Origin of the sequence: Acinetobacter sp. YH12116 (assembly GCF_013418895.1) — a bacterium.
Lineage (GTDB): Bacteria > Pseudomonadota > Gammaproteobacteria > Pseudomonadales > Moraxellaceae > Acinetobacter > Acinetobacter indicus.
This window is the reverse complement of the sequence record NZ_VPBE01000002.1, coordinates 158,602-174,141: the sequence shown is the minus strand read 5'-3', so window position 1 is coordinate 174,141 and position 15,540 is coordinate 158,602. Positions and strand designations below refer to the sequence as shown.

General features: G+C 43.4%; 19 protein-coding genes and 1 pseudogene. 9 read left to right on the top strand and 11 right to left on the bottom strand.

Annotated elements, in window-relative coordinates; genetic code table 11:
- Position 1 precedes the first annotated feature (1 nt).
- The 3 genes from FTU54_RS02225 to FTU54_RS02215 form a co-directional block, all read right to left on the bottom strand.
- Entirely contained in the window at positions 2-418 is a 417-nt protein-coding gene (locus tag FTU54_RS02225) for a YeeE/YedE family protein (RefSeq protein WP_075167749.1), read from the bottom strand.
- Between the two features lie 496 nt (positions 419-914).
- Entirely contained in the window at positions 915-1,661 is a 747-nt protein-coding gene (locus FTU54_RS02220; RefSeq protein ID WP_016658159.1) for a hypothetical protein, read from the bottom strand.
- A 3-nt stretch (positions 1,662-1,664) separates the two neighbouring features.
- Entirely contained in the window at positions 1,665-1,922 is a 258-nt protein-coding gene (locus FTU54_RS02215) for a hypothetical protein (protein WP_005177774.1), read from the bottom strand.
- A 1,062-nt stretch (positions 1,923-2,984) separates the two neighbouring features.
- On the opposite strand from FTU54_RS02215, the gene aroQ reads away from it, so the two are divergent.
- From aroQ to accC, 3 genes are read left to right on the top strand one after another with little or no spacing between them, the layout of a single operon-like run.
- Entirely contained in the window at positions 2,985-3,440 is a 456-nt protein-coding gene (gene aroQ, locus FTU54_RS02210) for a type II 3-dehydroquinate dehydratase (RefSeq protein WP_005177772.1), read from the top strand.
- 16 nt (positions 3,441-3,456) lie between these two features.
- A complete protein-coding gene (gene accB / locus FTU54_RS02205; RefSeq protein WP_005177770.1) occupies positions 3,457-3,879 on the top strand; it encodes an acetyl-CoA carboxylase biotin carboxyl carrier protein in 423 nt (140 codons plus the stop codon).
- Positions 3,880-3,896: 17 nt separating this feature from the next.
- Positions 3,897-5,261 carry an acetyl-CoA carboxylase biotin carboxylase subunit gene (gene accC / locus FTU54_RS02200; protein WP_005177767.1) on the top strand — a complete coding sequence of 455 codons (1,365 nt, stop codon included), beginning with the start codon at positions 3,897-3,899 and terminating at the stop codon, positions 5,259-5,261.
- A gap of 65 nt (positions 5,262-5,326) precedes the next feature.
- On the opposite strand, the gene FTU54_RS02195 is transcribed toward accC, so the two are convergent.
- Complete coding sequence (locus tag FTU54_RS02195; protein ID WP_034597534.1) at positions 5,327-5,818, bottom strand: hypothetical protein; 492 nt, start codon at positions 5,816-5,818, stop codon at positions 5,327-5,329.
- A gap of 197 nt (positions 5,819-6,015) precedes the next feature.
- Here FTU54_RS02195 and FTU54_RS02190 point away from each other — a divergent pair, with 197 nt between their 5' ends.
- Positions 6,016-7,503 carry an amidase gene (locus tag FTU54_RS02190; RefSeq protein ID WP_180074357.1) on the top strand — a complete coding sequence of 496 codons (1,488 nt, stop codon included), beginning with the start codon at positions 6,016-6,018 and terminating at the stop codon, positions 7,501-7,503.
- Positions 7,504-7,551: 48 nt separating this feature from the next.
- Here FTU54_RS02190 and FTU54_RS02185 read toward each other — a convergent pair whose 3' ends face one another.
- Positions 7,552-8,712, bottom strand: coding sequence for an MFS transporter (locus FTU54_RS02185; RefSeq protein ID WP_168399653.1), 1,161 nt, complete (start codon positions 8,710-8,712; stop codon positions 7,552-7,554).
- 203 nt (positions 8,713-8,915) lie between these two features.
- On the opposite strand from FTU54_RS02185, the pseudogene FTU54_RS02180 reads away from it, so the two are divergent.
- From FTU54_RS02180 to FTU54_RS02170, 3 genes and pseudogenes are all read left to right on the top strand, one after another.
- Positions 8,916-9,080, top strand: a pseudogene (locus FTU54_RS02180) (cytochrome b); the annotation flags it as partial.
- Positions 9,081-9,335: 255 nt separating this feature from the next.
- A complete protein-coding gene (locus FTU54_RS02175; protein WP_005177756.1) occupies positions 9,336-9,575 on the top strand; it encodes a DUF2171 domain-containing protein in 240 nt (79 codons plus the stop codon).
- A gap of 38 nt (positions 9,576-9,613) precedes the next feature.
- Complete coding sequence (locus FTU54_RS02170; RefSeq protein WP_104471465.1) at positions 9,614-9,961, top strand: four-helix bundle copper-binding protein; 348 nt, start codon at positions 9,614-9,616, stop codon at positions 9,959-9,961.
- Between the two features lie 377 nt (positions 9,962-10,338).
- Here the strand turns inward: FTU54_RS02170 and FTU54_RS02165 are convergent, their stop codons facing one another.
- The 4 genes from FTU54_RS02165 to FTU54_RS02150 form a co-directional block, all read right to left on the bottom strand.
- A complete protein-coding gene (locus FTU54_RS02165) occupies positions 10,339-10,575 on the bottom strand; it encodes a hypothetical protein (protein ID WP_160241332.1) in 237 nt (78 codons plus the stop codon).
- A 402-nt stretch (positions 10,576-10,977) separates the two neighbouring features.
- Positions 10,978-11,310 (bottom strand): hypothetical protein, encoded by a 333-nt coding sequence (locus FTU54_RS02160; RefSeq protein WP_168399652.1) that lies wholly within the window; start codon positions 11,308-11,310, stop codon positions 10,978-10,980.
- A 118-nt stretch (positions 11,311-11,428) separates the two neighbouring features.
- Positions 11,429-11,572 carry a hypothetical protein gene (locus FTU54_RS02155; protein ID WP_005177747.1) on the bottom strand — a complete coding sequence of 48 codons (144 nt, stop codon included), beginning with the start codon at positions 11,570-11,572 and terminating at the stop codon, positions 11,429-11,431.
- Between the two features lie 176 nt (positions 11,573-11,748).
- Positions 11,749-11,982 (bottom strand): hypothetical protein, encoded by a 234-nt coding sequence (locus FTU54_RS02150; RefSeq protein ID WP_005177745.1) that lies wholly within the window; start codon positions 11,980-11,982, stop codon positions 11,749-11,751.
- A 209-nt stretch (positions 11,983-12,191) separates the two neighbouring features.
- Here FTU54_RS02150 and FTU54_RS02145 point away from each other — a divergent pair, with 209 nt between their 5' ends.
- Positions 12,192-12,674, top strand: coding sequence for a CinA family protein (locus FTU54_RS02145; protein WP_168399651.1), 483 nt, complete (start codon positions 12,192-12,194; stop codon positions 12,672-12,674).
- A 74-nt stretch (positions 12,675-12,748) separates the two neighbouring features.
- Entirely contained in the window at positions 12,749-13,369 is a 621-nt protein-coding gene (locus FTU54_RS02140) for an aminotransferase (protein WP_168399650.1), read from the top strand.
- A 76-nt stretch (positions 13,370-13,445) separates the two neighbouring features.
- On the opposite strand, the gene prpC is transcribed toward FTU54_RS02140, so the two are convergent.
- Positions 13,446-14,585, bottom strand: a complete 1,140-nt coding sequence (prpC, locus tag FTU54_RS02135) for a 2-methylcitrate synthase (protein ID WP_045795691.1) — start codon at positions 14,583-14,585, stop codon at positions 13,446-13,448.
- 4 nt (positions 14,586-14,589) lie between these two features.
- A complete protein-coding gene (gene prpB / locus FTU54_RS02130; RefSeq protein ID WP_005177735.1) occupies positions 14,590-15,474 on the bottom strand; it encodes a methylisocitrate lyase in 885 nt (294 codons plus the stop codon).
- Positions 15,475-15,540 lie beyond the last annotated feature (66 nt).

Here is a 15,540-nt window from a genome sequence, read left to right as displayed (position 1 = left end):
TTTAGAATGCTCCTGTGATATGGCGGATGACATACACCGTCAATACGCCCGTCAGCATAAAGGTCAAGGTCGCTACCATCGAACGTTTGGATAAACGGCTGATTCCACAAATACCATGACCACTGGTACAACCCGAACCTAAACGGGTCCCAAAACCAACCAGGATACCGGCCACCACCATCATGAGTGGACTGGCGTCAAGTTCAATCTGTGGCTGCTGCCAGATTCCATAAATAAACGGCGTAATAAACAGTCCCAATAAAAACCACAGCGCCGGTGTTTTAAAGATGGTGCTTGGCTGCATCACCTGAGCCAGCAAACCACTAATCCCTGCGATTCGTCCGTTCACATATAAATAGCCGACCACGGCGGCCCCTAATAAAAGACCACCTAAAAACGCAATCAGGAAATCATGCATCGCCATACACCCAAAACATTATATGTTTTTATAATATATAAAATATTAATAAATAGCTATCCTTTCTTACAAAGAGCTAACCATCCTCCCCCCTTCCTTTATTCTGGCTTTTGCGTTGTCATTTGCTGATTAAGGAGAGTGTTGCTTAGGCTATTTTAGGGATAAAGGAATGAGAATGAAGCGTTTAAAAAATAAGGAAAATAAAAAAGCTTCCACTGACTAGAGGCTTAGCGCGGCCAGCACATCTCTAAAAACAGGACTTGGATAAAGACTATTTTAGTTTAATAAACCGCCTTACAGGTCGTAAATGGAAAACAGTTTGCTAGAAAAATCATGTGAATTAATTAGCTGATCTTGATAGTTGGGCAAATCCCCCGAATATATCCTCGGGGAATTTTGTACTTCGGCAGAATATTATGTAGTTTGGCTTTAATTTCTTGGCGTTTTAAAGCTGCTGATCAGAAATAGAGATGAGTACCCATCCAAGTGAACTGACTTACTCAAAAGCATTTAAAACTTTCTCTACAAACCACTCTGGCAACACCTGCGCCTCGGGATTTATTTTTAACAGCTCGGCATTTTCAATCTCGGCCAGAAAAGATGCGGCTTGACCATCCGTCGAGTTATCAAAAAAGTAGGTTCGATCTGTGGCATCCACCGCCTGCATTAATAAATCCATACTGCGGTAGTAACGCTGTTTAATCTTTTGTTCAGGCACGCCATGCCCGCCCTTCTCTACGCGATACTGCACCCGCGCAATATTAATCAGCGGATCAACCGTGGAAACATAGTACAGATAGGTTTTAAATCCGTGGCGTTTTGCCTCATGTAAAAATTCCACTTTGGAAATATGCGACATCACTGTTTCAAAGGTAAAACTCACCTTTAAACGTAAAAATTCCAGGCGAATATAATCAATAATACGCGCGCATAAATAGGAATCGATTTCTGCAGGATCAAACTGTACGCAGCTTGCACTGATTAACACCGGTGGCTGACGTAATAAAGGCACCCATGTATTTGCCTGCGGTCGTTGTTTTTGTTCTAGAAAGGAAATTAAAGCAGCTGCATTCAATGCCCGATGATAATGGTCCAAATGCAAAACTGCAGAGTGTTTAAGCTGATATTCGAGTTCATCTGCATTTAAATATGCCCCAATATGATGGGGCAACAAATATTCCTTAATGGTACTTTTTCCTGAACCATTCGGACCTGCAAACATCCTGATGCGGGGTTGTGGCATAAATTAATGAACGGTCTGTAATTTCTTTTTACGTGTCAAGGTTTTTGGAAGATGCTGCGCACTACGATAAGCCGCAGATACATCCTTCATTACGCTTTCCTGACCATTCGGCTGGCGCTGTACCAGTTGCTGATCTTTCACATACACCACAGTTGAAGACGCACATGCCTGCTTAAAAGCATCACGGAATGCGTGAATCGCCAGTTTTGGAATCATATCATCCTCCACCTTGCCTGCTTTCATAATCGTATAAGCTGTCATTGGACAACTCCTGTTCACACTGTGTGTAATATGTCTTTATCTTAGCACATCAGGGCTATTTGTCTATTTATACAGCATTTCGCCGATACAAGGTTGTCACAGACTGAATTAGATAGATCTGCCTTATTTAGGCTAAATTAAGATATTCGTCGCATTTAAGAAGATTTCCCCTTAATAAAGCAATACTGTTATTTTTTAATTCTAAAATCAAGGCCCTACTCGCCAAATCAGTTTAGGCAATACGTGAACTATCAAATTTTGCCAACCTTGCCTGAACGGCTTTCGTACAGAAAGACACGAAACTGTCTTTTTCAATGAAAGAATTGGTCAATGACTTCCTGAAAATAAATCTAACGCTTTTGACTTCAACCTGCTCTCGTGTTCGTCACAATGACTATCCATGATCAGGATTGCTCTTTTCCTATTGGTGCTTTAAATACTCGAATACACCCTCTATCTGAAAGATCAGCCCAACTATTAAGCACATGCTAAACTGATCTAAACAGCACGCTAATGACTAATCGAATTACTATATCCCAAGCACAAAATAAAGATAAATATTTGTAATTCAATAATAAATAAAGATATCAACACGGTAGTTTAAAGCCAGATAAAACAGAATCTATAGCGGCAACCTCTCAGCAGATATATTGAATGGTATAAATTTTAAAACGCGGCCAATTCAATATAGAAATCAGGAGGAGGATAAAAACTCCCCAAATTCAGGGATAGCATTCCGGGGGAAATCCAGAGATAAAACCGGATGCACATGTAGGCCATCTACTTGGGCTTAAACTCATCAAACTATTTTGCGGCAAACCTGTGAATGGTTTTGGTCAATTCTCATTACAATGTAAAAAACCGTAATTTCGTGCAAATTTGGAATCTTTTAACATTGTGAATTGTATGCAAAGTTTGCATGATATAGCCATATTTTGCGACATGCTTTTCACGTAAATTTAAAGAAATTATAAAAAAAATGTGGAATTTCATGCCATAATAAGCAAACTTTGCAGACATCTTGCAAAGACTATTTGCAACTTATTAATTGGAGCAGGCTGGATGAGTTCAACCATTTTGGTTATTCATGGACCGAATTTAAATTTGCTAGGAAAGCGAGAACCTGAGGTTTATGGACACCTTACCCTTGAGGATATAAATCAGCAGCTCATGACACAAGCGCAAAATGCATCATTTTCGCTAGAAACTTTCCAGAGTAACTGGGAAGGTGCCATTGTCGACCGAATTCATCAGGCAGGTCAAGAAGGCGTTCAATTCATCATTATTAATCCTGCAGCCCTGACCCATACCTCAGTCGCAGTACGTGATGCACTTCTTGGCGTTGCCATCCCGTTTATTGAAGTCCATCTGTCTAACGTGCATGCACGTGAAGCATTTAGACATCATTCATATTTGTCCGATAAAGCTGTAGGCGTGATCTGCGGATTGGGTGCAAAAGGCTATGCTGCTGCACTTGACTACGTTATCGAAAAAATTCAACTCACTTCGCAATCTTAATTAGGAATACTGTCTCATGGATATCCGTAAAATCAAGAAACTCATCGACCTGATGATTGAATCTGACTTACAAGCGATTGAAGTTAAAGAAGGCGATCAGGCGATTGCGCTTACTCGTCGCAGTCCAGTAGTAGCGGCAGCAGTTCCAGCAATGCCTGCTCCAGCAGCAGATCTGCCATCAGCACCGAAATCTTCTCCACGTGGCGCAGTTGAAACTTCTCCAATGGTTGGTGTGTTCTATGCAGCACCAAGCCCAGGTGAAGCACCTTTTGTGAAAATCGGTCAAACCGTTTCTGCAGGTGAAACCTTAGGTATTATCGAAGCCATGAAAATCATGAACCCGATTGAAGCGACTCAAAGCGGCGTGATTGAAGAAATTCTAGTTAAAAATGGTGAAGTGATTCAGTTTGGTCAACCACTCTTCCGCTACCGCGCTTAAGACCACGGGGACTCACAATGTTGCAAAAAGTTTTAATTGCAAACCGTGGTGAGATTGCGCTTCGCATCACCCGGGCCTGCAAAACTTTAGGAATCAAAACTGTCGGTATCTATTCCGATGCCGATAAAGACCTGATGCATTTACGTTTCTGTGATGAAGCCGTGTGTATCGGTCCGGGCGCGAGCAGCGACAGTTATCTGAATATTCCTGCGATTATTACCGCAGCAGAAATTACCGGTGCTGATGCCATTCACCCGGGTTATGGTTTCCTGTCTGAAAATGCGGAATTTGCCGAAATTGTAGAAAGCTCAGGCTTTATCTTTATTGGTCCGCGTCCAGAACACATCCGCTTAATGGGGAACAAGGTTTCTGCCATTACCGCCATGCGTAAAGCCGGCGTACCGACGGTACCAGGTTCTGCCCATGCAGTAACACCACAAAATGCCCTGGCTGAAGCCAAAGAAATCGGCTTTCCACTGATTGTTAAAGCAGCTGCCGGTGGTGGTGGTCGTGGTATGCGTATTGTTGAACGTGTCGATACCCTGCTGGAATCGGTACAAGCGGCGCAGCGTGATGCGGAAATGTGGTTTGGTGATGATACGGTCTATATGGAACGTTTCCTGCAAAAGCCTCGTCACGTTGAAGTGCAAGTACTGGGCGATGGTAACGGCCATGCCATCCATCTGTATGACCGTGACTGCTCTTTACAGCGTCGCCATCAAAAAGTTCTGGAAGAAGCACCAGCACCAAACCTGCCAGAGCAAGCACGTGCAGATATTTTAGAAGCCTGTGTCAACGCCTGTAAGATGATGCAGTATCGCGGTGCCGGTACTTTCGAGTTCCTGTTTGAAGATGGCGAGTTCTTCTTTATCGAGATGAACACCCGTGTTCAGGTAGAACACCCGGTAACTGAAATGGTCACAGGTATTGATATTATTGAACAACAACTGCGCGTTGCCGGTGGTTTAGGCCTCGACATTCAGCAGGAAGATGTTCAGGTGAAAGGTCATGCCATTGAATGCCGTATCAATGCGGAAGATCCATCAACCTTCCTGCCATCACCAGGCAAGATTGAAAACTTCTACGCGTCTGGTGGTGCCGGTATCCGCTTAGATTCACATATCTATCCGGGCTATAGCATTCCGCCTTATTACGACTCGATGATCGCTAAACTGATTGCGCATGGTAAAGACCGTAGCACCAGTATTGCGCGCATGCGTCAGGCGCTGGATGAAATGATTTTGACCGGTGTGAAAACCAATATTCCATTACATAAAGATCTGATCTTGCAAGATGAAAACTTCTGCAAACAGGCAATGGATATTCACTACCTGGAAAAGCATTTGTTAAAGCAGCTTGAAGGTGCCAACAAGGAAGCCTAAGCGTTTCCTTGTGAAAATAAAAAAACCGCTGATTTCAGCGGTTTTTTTATGGCTGAATTTCAGCTTTAAGGCAAAACACGGCGCAAAGTGGCAAAGCACTGTTCGGCTTTTTCATTACTACAGAAATGAATAGTATGCGGGTTTTTCCATTGCACAAAATATTGTGAAATCTCCCCGGTCTGATCTTCCTGATAACCGGAACAATCGACCTCATTATTGTCATATTTAATTTGCATGATTAAGGCAGGTAAACTGCTGGCCGGATCTTCTGCCGGCTGATAGTCATAGATGCCAGACGACCATTCCTGACCGCTTTTGATAATGACATCGTTATCGCCCCGAAAATTATAATATTCAATACATTTGCGGTTATTTGGAATTTCCATGCCCCACAATCCCACAATTTCAGGACGGGTAATGACACGAACGGTATTGGCATTGACAGGCGCTTTTGCAGCGGTTGCGGCAGCACTATTTGTTGTTGTCGTTTTTGTTTCATTGGCCATCACGGCAGTGCAACATACTAACATTAAACTGGTGAGATAAAGTTTTTTCATACATTGATTCAATGATATAAAGTACCCGCTAACGTTAGCATATTTTTTGCAATAAACTTAGTGCATAAACATAACTCAACAATTTTTTTAAGCCCCAAAATCGCTAATTTTTACTGTTTAAATTTTAATCTCACCTTGCAACTTTGCGTAAAATCTCTTACAACAGTTTCTGACAATTTATATTTTCAGGATTGAAAATGAAGTTACAAGAATATTTAAAATATGATGGTCTGGGGCTGGCCGAATTAGTGGCAAAAAAAGAAATTCAGGCATCGGAACTACTGAAACTGGCCATACAACGTGCCGAACAAAGCAAAAGCCTGAATGCAATTATTATTCCGATGCATGAACATGCACAGCAACGCGTACAAGGGCCATTGTCGGGTCCATTTGCTGGGGTACCCTTTCTGGTCAAAGACCTGTTTCAGGAATACGCTGGCTACCCGACTTCTTATGGCTGTCAGGGCTTAAAAAGGATGGGCTATATTCCCGAAACAAACGCTGAAATTGTCAATCGTTGGGAACAGGCCGGAATTGTGACTTTTGGCCGTACTAACACTCCTGAATTTGGGATTAAAGGCATTACCGAACCGGATGCCTGGGGCAGCTGTAAAAACCCGTGGCATTTAAAACATAATAGTGGTGGCTCATCGGGTGGTTCTGCGGCTGCGGTGGCCGCCGGTATTGTGCCGCTGGCCGGTGCCGGCGATGGCGGTGGCTCGATTCGTATTCCTGCCTCTTATTGCGGCTTGTTCGGTTTAAAGCCGAGTCGTGGCCGTACCCCATGGGGACCGTCCATGAGTGAAGCCATGCACGGCGCCGCCATTCAGCATGTGTTGACGCGCAGTGTCCGGGATAGCGCCGCCATGCTTGATGCAACCCACGGCGAAGAACACAGCTCTTTATTTAAGATTCAGCGCCCGGAAGGTCAATATCTGCAGCTGATGCAACAAGCACCGAAAAAACTGAAAATTGCGTTTAGCACCCACTCTCCTATTGGTACCGCTGTATCTAAAGATGCTATTCAGGCCATTGAGCACACTGTAAAACTCTTAACCAGCCTTGGGCATGAAGTAATTGAAGATCAGCCGGCTATTGATGGCATGCAACTAGCCAAAGATTTTATTACCACCTGGTTTAGTCAGTTCTCTTATATGCTCAGCCAGATTCGCGCACAGTATCCTTCACGTGATGATGATTTCGAGCTGGACTCACTGGCGCTGGCTGCATTTGGTGCCAAAACCTCTGCGCTGGACTATATTCACAACCTGAATAACTGGGGCGTTTATACCACGCAAATGAACCAGTTCTTTGACCGTTATGATTTATATCTGACCCCAGCCACAGCCTCGGTAGCTCCCCAGAATGGCGAAGTTAAAACGCCAGCCTGGCAAAAACCGGTGTTAAAAGCCTTGTTGAAAGTCGGACAGGCGCATCTGTTAACCCAAGGCAAACTGGTCGATCAGATTGTACGGGAAAACCTGAAATGGGTACCTTTTACCCAGCTGGCCAATATTACCGGCTTACCGGCGATGTCTGTGCCACTGTACTGGAATAAACAGCACTTGCCTTTAGGTTCTCAGTTTATTGCACCTTTTGCTCGTGAAGATGTATTACTACAACTGGCTGCACAACTGGAACAGGCTCAGCCGTGGTTCCCGCAATATCAGCACATCAAAATTTAAAGACTTGAATAGCCTGATTCAACAGCCGGTCGATATGACCGGCTTTTTCTACGCCTGTTTTTGTAGCTGTTTCGGTAAACCAAAGACCAGTAACAAACCCAGTAATGTAGATAAGCCAGCCCAGATAAAGACCGTTTGCCCTGAAAAAATATCCCAATAATAACCAGCCAAAATACTTCCCAACGCCACACCCATACCCCACATAGTGCTATAGATAGCTTGCCCTCGTCCTTGCTGACCCAAGCTGAAATTCTGAAAAATCACCCGCATCGCAATCACATGGAATAAGCCAAAACTAAAGGCATGAATGGTCTGGGCAAAAAACTGGGCGATAAAACTGTCAGGTAGCATACCCACAACAATCCAGCGTAAACCGGTCAGCAGCAAACAAGCCATCACCAGTGTTCGCCATGACCAGCGCGACAAGAAAAAGGTTGCATAAGCAAACATGATAATTTCTGCAATCACGCCTACTGACCACAACAAACCAATTATTGAAGTACTAAAACCAGCCTGACTCAGATAATTGCTATAAAAACTGTAAAACGGCGCATGCGAAAATAGCAGAATAAACTCAATGAGGAAAAAACAGGCCACCACAGGTCGTTTTAACACCGACCACAAAGGTTCCAGCTGTTTTTGGGAACTAGGTGCAGCGCTGGGTTCTTTAATGCTAAAAGACCAGATAAATGCCAGAAACGCGATACATAGCAACAATACCGGCAGCATGGAGATTGGAATAATTTCCAGCAAGGCACCGATACCAAATACCGCAACAATAAAACCGACCGATCCCCATTTACGCACCTTGCCATACAGCTGTTCACGTTGATCGCCCAGCCAGAATAAAGTCACCCCTTCAAACTGGGCCAAAATGGCATTCTGGAAAAAGCTAAAAATTAGCATCAACAACGCGACTGACTGAAAACTATTCGGAATGATAAACAGCATGAACCAGATACAGGCTTCCATCCAGGTGGCAATACGCACCAGCAACATGCGTTTACCGGATTTATCGGCAATCCATCCCCAAATAAAAGGGGCAAAAAAACGGGTGATAATTGCAATGGAAGACAGAATCCCGATTTCCTGATAATTGAAGCCCTGATCTTCCAGATACAGGCTCCAAAATGGCATAAATGTGCCAACAATGGCGTAGTAGAAAAAGTAGAAACCGCCGAGCCGTGTACTGATTGCAAGTGATCGCATTAGCCGCCCAATCCTTGCATGTTGAATCTGTAATGGAACTTGATGAGTGCATTGGGTTGCATGTATTTGCCTTTGCTTGCAGTTGAGGATACTGCTGAGAAACTCTGCCGAATTTCAGTATTTTAGCACTTGCTTTGTGACGCAACTCAACAGATTGAAAAAAGAAATCCTCAAGATGAGATCAGATGCAGATCATTTAATATATGGTACAAGCCAATCCGGAGCTGTTAGCCATCGTTAAACCCTTACATATCTATTTATCCTGGGCAGCAGGCCTATTATTGATAGGCCATGTACTGGCGGCATTAAAACATCATTTTATTGACCGCGATCATGTTCTAAAAAGTATGATTTCGAGCGATAAATAAATATCGGTTTTAAATCAGAATAAATCAGGCAGTTTATCCACTTAAACTGTCTGATATAAATAGGACAAAACTGTCATAAATAAAATACCCTTGTATATAAATAAAACCCACGCCTCTCTTTATTCTATTTAAAAGCATGTAACCGTTTAATACGACGTGAATATCTGCCGCTGATTTGTATCGCTTTTATTGCTTTTCATCTTTTGTACGATAGCTTGCATTAGAGTGAAAAAATCCTGTTCTTGAGGCAGCAGTATGGCCAAGTTTCGTCATCATGAACTGCAACAACATGCGGAGGTCTTTACCGCTAACGGCGTTCATCTGGGCCAAATTGAACAGTTTCTGGATTTAGATCGAATCCAATTAAGTCAGGATGCCGAAGGCAAAGCACATCTGATCCCGCTATCCTGGGTGGGTGATATTTGCGAGCAGCGCATTATCCTGATTAAAAACCTGCAAGAAGTACAAGAAACCTGGATTGAAATACCGCAATAAATTTTGATATCAACCGGACTTTATTCGAGGATCTGCTTATGAATCAGCTGCCGCATCTTTCATCCGTTCAACAATCTTCGCTTTCAATACAGGCCTGTCTGGAATGCATTGTTGCTTGTCAACGCTGCGCAGATGCCTGTTTACACGAAGAACATGTGCAGATGATGCGAACCTGCATCCAGCGCTGTTTGGACTGTGTTGAAACCTGCAAACTCTGTGTTACCTTTGAAGTTCGCAACTCGGAGCTACATCATTTAGCCATGGACCTGTGTGCCAAAGCCTGTGAACTGTGTGCCGAAGAATGTGGCCAGCATGAAGATGAACATTGTCAAAACTGTGCCCGCGCCTGTCGTGCCTGCGCAGAAGCCTGTCAGATTGAAGGTTAATATGGTTTAACGAATCTCAACTGGAAAATAAAAACCACCCGAAGGTGGTTTTTATTTTTAAAAGAGTACGACTCTGTTTTGCCCTAATAAGTAAATCAGACAGGTGATAATACATGAAGCACTCACCAGAACCGTAATATCTAAAGACCGTCGTGTATTCACTTTCATATCCATACTCCTTTCTTATTATTGTTCTGTTCTTATACCAAGAAATAGTGATATGACCAATTGCATTATATTACAAAAGCTCACCTATTTATAATATACATCCCCTACATGTATATAAATCCAGAATACTTGGTAATTTATATTAAATTTCTATCACTAAAATTAGCAAAAAATAACATTTACTTTTTTTATCTATTTAAAAATACGGATTATTCTTTTTCCACAAAACTTAATTCATACTCATCTTGGGTCACTTTTAGCTTGATTCCACGATAACGGCGCTTGTCCGGATCGAGTGCAGAATCTCGGACTTCCTTGGAAAAACGTATATCATGCATAAAATGCGCATACAATTTATAGCCCAAACGTAGTTTTTTCGGTTTCTTGCCCTCTTTTAGGCACTTATCAATGGCCTGATTTAAAAACTCCAAGCTGACATCGTTCATCTGCTTTAACCTCACTTTAACCTTTATTCATTAGTTTTAAATATAAGTAGCAAAAGTTTCATTTTTAAGAATATAGAAAAAATAATATATAGATATATAATATAAAAAATATCAGTTATTTAGCTTTGCTCGATTTTTACCATTGTTTAAAATATTTTAATAAATTACATTTCTATTAAAATCCAGGCAAAAAAAGAGTCCATACGAGGGATGTATGAACTCAAACTCATAAAGAGAAAAGTCAAGAAAAAATAAGAATTTACAGCGCATATTTCCTGATTAAAATTGTCCTATTTTCCTGGATTTCCAGCATTGGCAAAAGCTTCCATTTTTTATTTTTTTTAAACAACAAGTCATATTTTTCAAAGTAATTTCAAAACGTTACTTGTCACATTTTATTGACTAAGGTGCTAGCGTTAGCTGATAACCCAAGCCTTGCGCCGCACCCAGTTGTGTGGCCGAAATGGTAAAGATGGCAGTCTGGCCGGTACTGGCACCACACACGGTAATATGTACCAGACCATCATGCCCGAGTGCTTCATTATAAACTTCTATCCCGGCCTGCTGCAGTTGCTCTTTCAGCTGCTGTAAACGCACTTTGGGATCATCCCCCTCACACTGCTTTAAACCTAAGGACTTGGTCACATCTACCTGTTGTGCTGGTGTAGAAGGTACGCTTTGACATGCCATCAGCGTACAACTGGCAAGCATGCCGACAAATAAACCGATCTTCATCTTGCATCTCCTTGATCAAACTGCAGCAAGCTCTGCGCTATACTGACGCTTCCTGTCCTGCAACACGTTTGATTTAACTATGAAAAATTAGGAGCTGATGGATAAACATCCCCCAGATTTAGCGCTGTACGGCGGTATCCTGTTTATCTCTTGGATGTTGTGGATGCGGATTCTTTTTATTTGGAATCACTTGTGAATCGGTCTTGGGTTGAGGTTGCTGTTGCTGGGTCTTTTCATTAGAGGTTTTTTCTGGTTTAGCCATCATCGACTCCTGTCTTTATTGTTGTGTTGAACTGTTTTTATTGTTCATGATTTAAGACAGCCACGCTGTATAGCTTTGGTCAATATTTCTGCTTTCTTGTTAATTCAGGCTTTGTTATTGCAACAGTTTTAAAAATAAGGCAGATAAAAAAAGCCGCCCGCAGGCGACTTTCAGTGTTATGCCACAGTCACGACTTTGACAATAATACGTTGCAAGTTTTCTGGCTCTGCTGCGTTCTGGACGCGTTTCAGTTCTTTACTAATCACTTTAAACTGATGGTTCTGATAAGAAATTACTTCAGGAATCTGGTCAAAATATAAAGCATCGGCCTGTAATTCTTCCTGGAAAAGTAAGGTTCCTAACTGGTAGTCGAGGTCTTTTAAGACCATATATTTCACAATCGTTTTCATTGTATTAACCTACTTTCACTAAGCACTTTATTTTTAGTTTTACCATTCTTTTGCAGCAGAATAAACCGATAATTTCGAGTTTCGCCTAACTGCTATACAATTGAAACCGGAACGCGCGATCTTTAGTGCTAAATGCCTGAATCCGCAACAAGATTGAGGCTGATCTCGCTTAAAATCGCTTGGAAAAGAAGAAGAAATGGAGATTCATCATGCTGAAACGCTGCTGTGATGCGCTGGAACAACAGCAACTGACCATTGCCTTTATTGAAAGTGCCAGTTCAGGCTATTTATGCAGCCAGTTTTCAATTTATAAAAATAGCGGCGCAGATATTTTACTCGGGGCGCTGGTCAGCTATGACCCGAGCATTAAAGCCAACCTGTTACAGATTGATCCGGCACTGATTGCGCATTACACGGCGGAATCTGCGGAAATTACCGCGCAGATGGCCTTGCATGGCCAGGCTCTGTTTAAACAGGCCAATATTGTGGTGGCCTGTACCGGTTTGCTGAAACCCGGTGGCAGCGCCTCTGCAGAGAAACCCGAAGGCACTTTTTATATTGCCATTCACTATCAGCAGCAATTGCATAATTTTCATTATCTGCTGGATGGCAGCCCGATTGAACGGCTGGATCAACTGACTCACTTGGTGGCACAGGAAGTATTGGCACTTATTTTATCTTCACCCACCTAGATACACAGTTTCTCATCTTTTCTCCATGATTTTGGCTTAAAGTAAAACCATATCCTGCAATGTGGAGTCGAAGTATGAAACTGGTTCAACCATTATTATTTTCTGCTTTGGCCTGTCTGCCCATCATCAGTTTTGCCACCGTCGGCGGCCAGCAACGAATTGAAGTGCTGGGCTATGACCAGAAAGATCAAAAAGTCTATCTGCTGCGCCATTATGAAGATGGTCGTGGCCGTTTGCCGCAGCTGTATTATTACAACTTTAAATCTAAACAGCCGAATCAGCTGGTTCAGGTCAACTCGCTGTATATTAATCCCAAAACCAAAAAGATTGACTATGACCAGCCACCTACCCGCTTTAATGCCGAGTTGGCCAAAATTAAAAACCGCTTAAAACCCTTAACCAAGATTAGTACGCAACAGGCGCAAATTAAGGTTTTGCACAGTAGCAAACGTCGTGCCGACTGGATTAATGGTACGGAAGCGGTACCGCAGTGGCAATATTGCTATCGGGTTGATGCGGGGAACTTCCGCAGTACCGTCCAGCAAGCCACCAGTTATAAGCAAGGCTTGAACATTCACCAGGCCTATAACATTCCGCAGCAGTCAAAAATGCTGGTGACTGTGAAATATTTAGGCATTCCGTTTGAAATGGGCTATCCAATTGAAGATCCGGTTCTGCTCAGCAACTCTCAATAACAGCAAAAATGGAGCGAAAAAATATAGCAGCAAAAAATAAAGCCTCAGATGAGGCTTTATTCAAGTACACGGCAGATTAAGCCGCCGAGGTACGCTCTGCAATTGGCACCACTTTGCGCAGTTCTGGACCGGTATAATCCGCACTTGGACGGATAATACGGTTATCCGCACGCTGTTCCATCACATGCGCCGCCCAACCGGTCACACGCGACATCACAAAGATTGGCGTGAACAGCTTGGTCGGAATACCCATAAAGTGATAAGCCGAAGCATGGAAGAAATCTGCGTTACAGAACAGTTTTTTCTCGCGCCACATCACTTCTTCACAGCGGACCGATACTGGATAAAGTACGGTATCACCCACATCTTTGGCCAGACGCTCTGACCAGACTTTAATAATGCCATTACGCGGGTCATTGTCCTTATAAATAGCATGACCAAAGCCCATGATTTTCTCTTTACGCTCCAGCATGCCCAGCATTTCACGCTCAGCTTCTTCTGGAGAGGTCCAGTTTTCAATCATTTCCATAGCCGCTTCATTGGCACCGCCGTGCAGTGGACCACGCAGTGAACCAATCGCGCCGGTAATACATGAATGCATATCAGACAAGGTTGATGCACACACGCGCGCCGTAAAGGTGGATGCGTTAAACTCATGCTCTGCATACAGAATTAACGACACGTTCATCACCTGTTCATGCAACTCATTTGGTTTTTCACCACGTAACAGATGCAGGAATTGCGCGCCAATTGAATCATCATCGGTATTTTCATCAACACGTACGCCGTCATGGCTAAAACGGTACCAGTAACAGATAATGCCCGGTAAAGCGGCCAGAATACGGTCAGCAACATCTTGCTGCACATCAAACGACTGTTCGGTTTCCAGATTGCCGAGCATCGACACGCCAGTACGCATCACATCCATGGGATGTGAATCGGCCGGAATACGCTCCAGTACTTCTTTTAGTGCATCTGGTAACTGACGTAAAGATTTCAGCTTGGCTTTATAGCTGGTTAGCTGTTCGGTGGTAGGTAATTCACCAAAGAAGATCAGATAAGCGACTTCCTCAAACTGGCAGTTTTCTGCCAGATCCTGCACGTCATAACCACGATAGGTCAGACCCGCACCGCTTTTTCCAACCGTCGATAATGCGGTTTTCCCTGCGACTTGTCCGCGCAATCCAGCGCCAGTCAGTACTTTTCCTTCAGCCATTGTTTTAATTCTCCTGCTTGAACAGTTTATCTAATGTGTTTTCAAAGGTGTGGTAATCTAAAAATTCATATAATTCTTTGCGTTGCTGCATTTTATCCAGCACATGGGTTTGTGTGCCATGCTCACGAATCGACTGCATCACTTCCAGCGCTGCTTTTTGCATTGCACGTGTTGCCGACAATGGATATAACACCATACGCACGCCCTGCTCAGCTAGTTCATCAGTGGTGTAATACGGCGTATCACCAAATTCGGTAATGTTGGCCAGTACCGGTACACCGACTGCATCACAAACAGTTTTGTACATGGTAATGTCGGTCATGGCTTCTGCAAAAATGGCATCTGCACCTGCCTCGACACAGGCACAGGCCCGGTCAATCACCGCCTGCAAACCTTCTTTTTGCAAGGCATCGGTACGCGCCATCACCACAAAGTTGGAATCAGTTTTGGCATCGACTGCCGCTTTAATACGATCCACCATTTCCTGCTGGGTCACAATTTCCTTGTTCGGGCGATGGCCACAGCGTTTTTGCGCCACCTGATCTTCAATATGCACCGCAGCAGCACCTGCTGCAATCATTTGCTTGATGGTACGGCCAATATTAAATGCACCGCCCCAGCCGGTATCAATATCCACCAGCACAGGTGTATCGACACGTTCTGTAATACGGCGTACATCTTCCAGGACATTATCGAGGCTGGTCATGCCCAAATCCGGCAAACCGTAGGAATAATTGGCGACACCTGCACCCGATACATAAATGGCTTTATAGCCGACCTGTTTTGCCATCATGGCTGCATAGGCATTGACTGTACCGATAATTTGTAAGGGCTTTTCCGTGTCCAGCGCCTGTCTGAATCTTAAGCCTGCAGATGTTTGTTCTGTCATCGTCCTTTCCACAGTAGTTTCTAATTATTGAGGCTTGAGTATACTCAGAATCTTTGCCTAAACCAT

What these genes read in the sequence shown, in the direction of transcription:
- FTU54_RS02225 (WP_075167749.1), bottom strand. Translation starts at nt 418, where the DNA reads ATGCATGATTTCCTGATTGCGTTTTTAGGTGGTCTTTTATTAGGGGCC.
- FTU54_RS02220 (WP_016658159.1), bottom strand. Translation starts at nt 1,661, where the DNA reads ATGCCACAACCCCGCATCAGGATGTTTGCAGGTCCGAATGGTTCAGGA.
- FTU54_RS02215 (WP_005177774.1), bottom strand. Translation starts at nt 1,922, where the DNA reads ATGACAGCTTATACGATTATGAAAGCAGGCAAGGTGGAGGATGATATG.
- aroQ (WP_005177772.1), top strand. Translation starts at nt 2,985, where the DNA reads ATGAGTTCAACCATTTTGGTTATTCATGGACCGAATTTAAATTTGCTA.
- accB (WP_005177770.1), top strand. Translation starts at nt 3,457, where the DNA reads ATGGATATCCGTAAAATCAAGAAACTCATCGACCTGATGATTGAATCT.
- accC (WP_005177767.1), top strand. Translation starts at nt 3,897, where the DNA reads ATGTTGCAAAAAGTTTTAATTGCAAACCGTGGTGAGATTGCGCTTCGC.
- FTU54_RS02195 (WP_034597534.1), bottom strand. Translation starts at nt 5,818, where the DNA reads ATGAAAAAACTTTATCTCACCAGTTTAATGTTAGTATGTTGCACTGCC.
- FTU54_RS02190 (WP_180074357.1), top strand. Translation starts at nt 6,016, where the DNA reads ATGAAGTTACAAGAATATTTAAAATATGATGGTCTGGGGCTGGCCGAA.
- FTU54_RS02185 (WP_168399653.1), bottom strand. Translation starts at nt 8,712, where the DNA reads ATGCGATCACTTGCAATCAGTACACGGCTCGGCGGTTTCTACTTTTTC.
- FTU54_RS02175 (WP_005177756.1), top strand. Translation starts at nt 9,336, where the DNA reads ATGGCCAAGTTTCGTCATCATGAACTGCAACAACATGCGGAGGTCTTT.
- FTU54_RS02170 (WP_104471465.1), top strand. Translation starts at nt 9,614, where the DNA reads ATGAATCAGCTGCCGCATCTTTCATCCGTTCAACAATCTTCGCTTTCA.
- FTU54_RS02165 (WP_160241332.1), bottom strand. Translation starts at nt 10,575, where the DNA reads ATGAACGATGTCAGCTTGGAGTTTTTAAATCAGGCCATTGATAAGTGC.
- FTU54_RS02160 (WP_168399652.1), bottom strand. Translation starts at nt 11,310, where the DNA reads ATGAAGATCGGTTTATTTGTCGGCATGCTTGCCAGTTGTACGCTGATG.
- FTU54_RS02155 (WP_005177747.1), bottom strand. Translation starts at nt 11,572, where the DNA reads ATGGCTAAACCAGAAAAAACCTCTAATGAAAAGACCCAGCAACAGCAA.
- FTU54_RS02150 (WP_005177745.1), bottom strand. Translation starts at nt 11,982, where the DNA reads ATGAAAACGATTGTGAAATATATGGTCTTAAAAGACCTCGACTACCAG.
- FTU54_RS02145 (WP_168399651.1), top strand. Translation starts at nt 12,192, where the DNA reads ATGCTGAAACGCTGCTGTGATGCGCTGGAACAACAGCAACTGACCATT.
- FTU54_RS02140 (WP_168399650.1), top strand. Translation starts at nt 12,749, where the DNA reads ATGAAACTGGTTCAACCATTATTATTTTCTGCTTTGGCCTGTCTGCCC.
- prpC (WP_045795691.1), bottom strand. Translation starts at nt 14,585, where the DNA reads ATGGCTGAAGGAAAAGTACTGACTGGCGCTGGATTGCGCGGACAAGTC.
- prpB (WP_005177735.1), bottom strand. Translation starts at nt 15,474, where the DNA reads ATGACAGAACAAACATCTGCAGGCTTAAGATTCAGACAGGCGCTGGAC.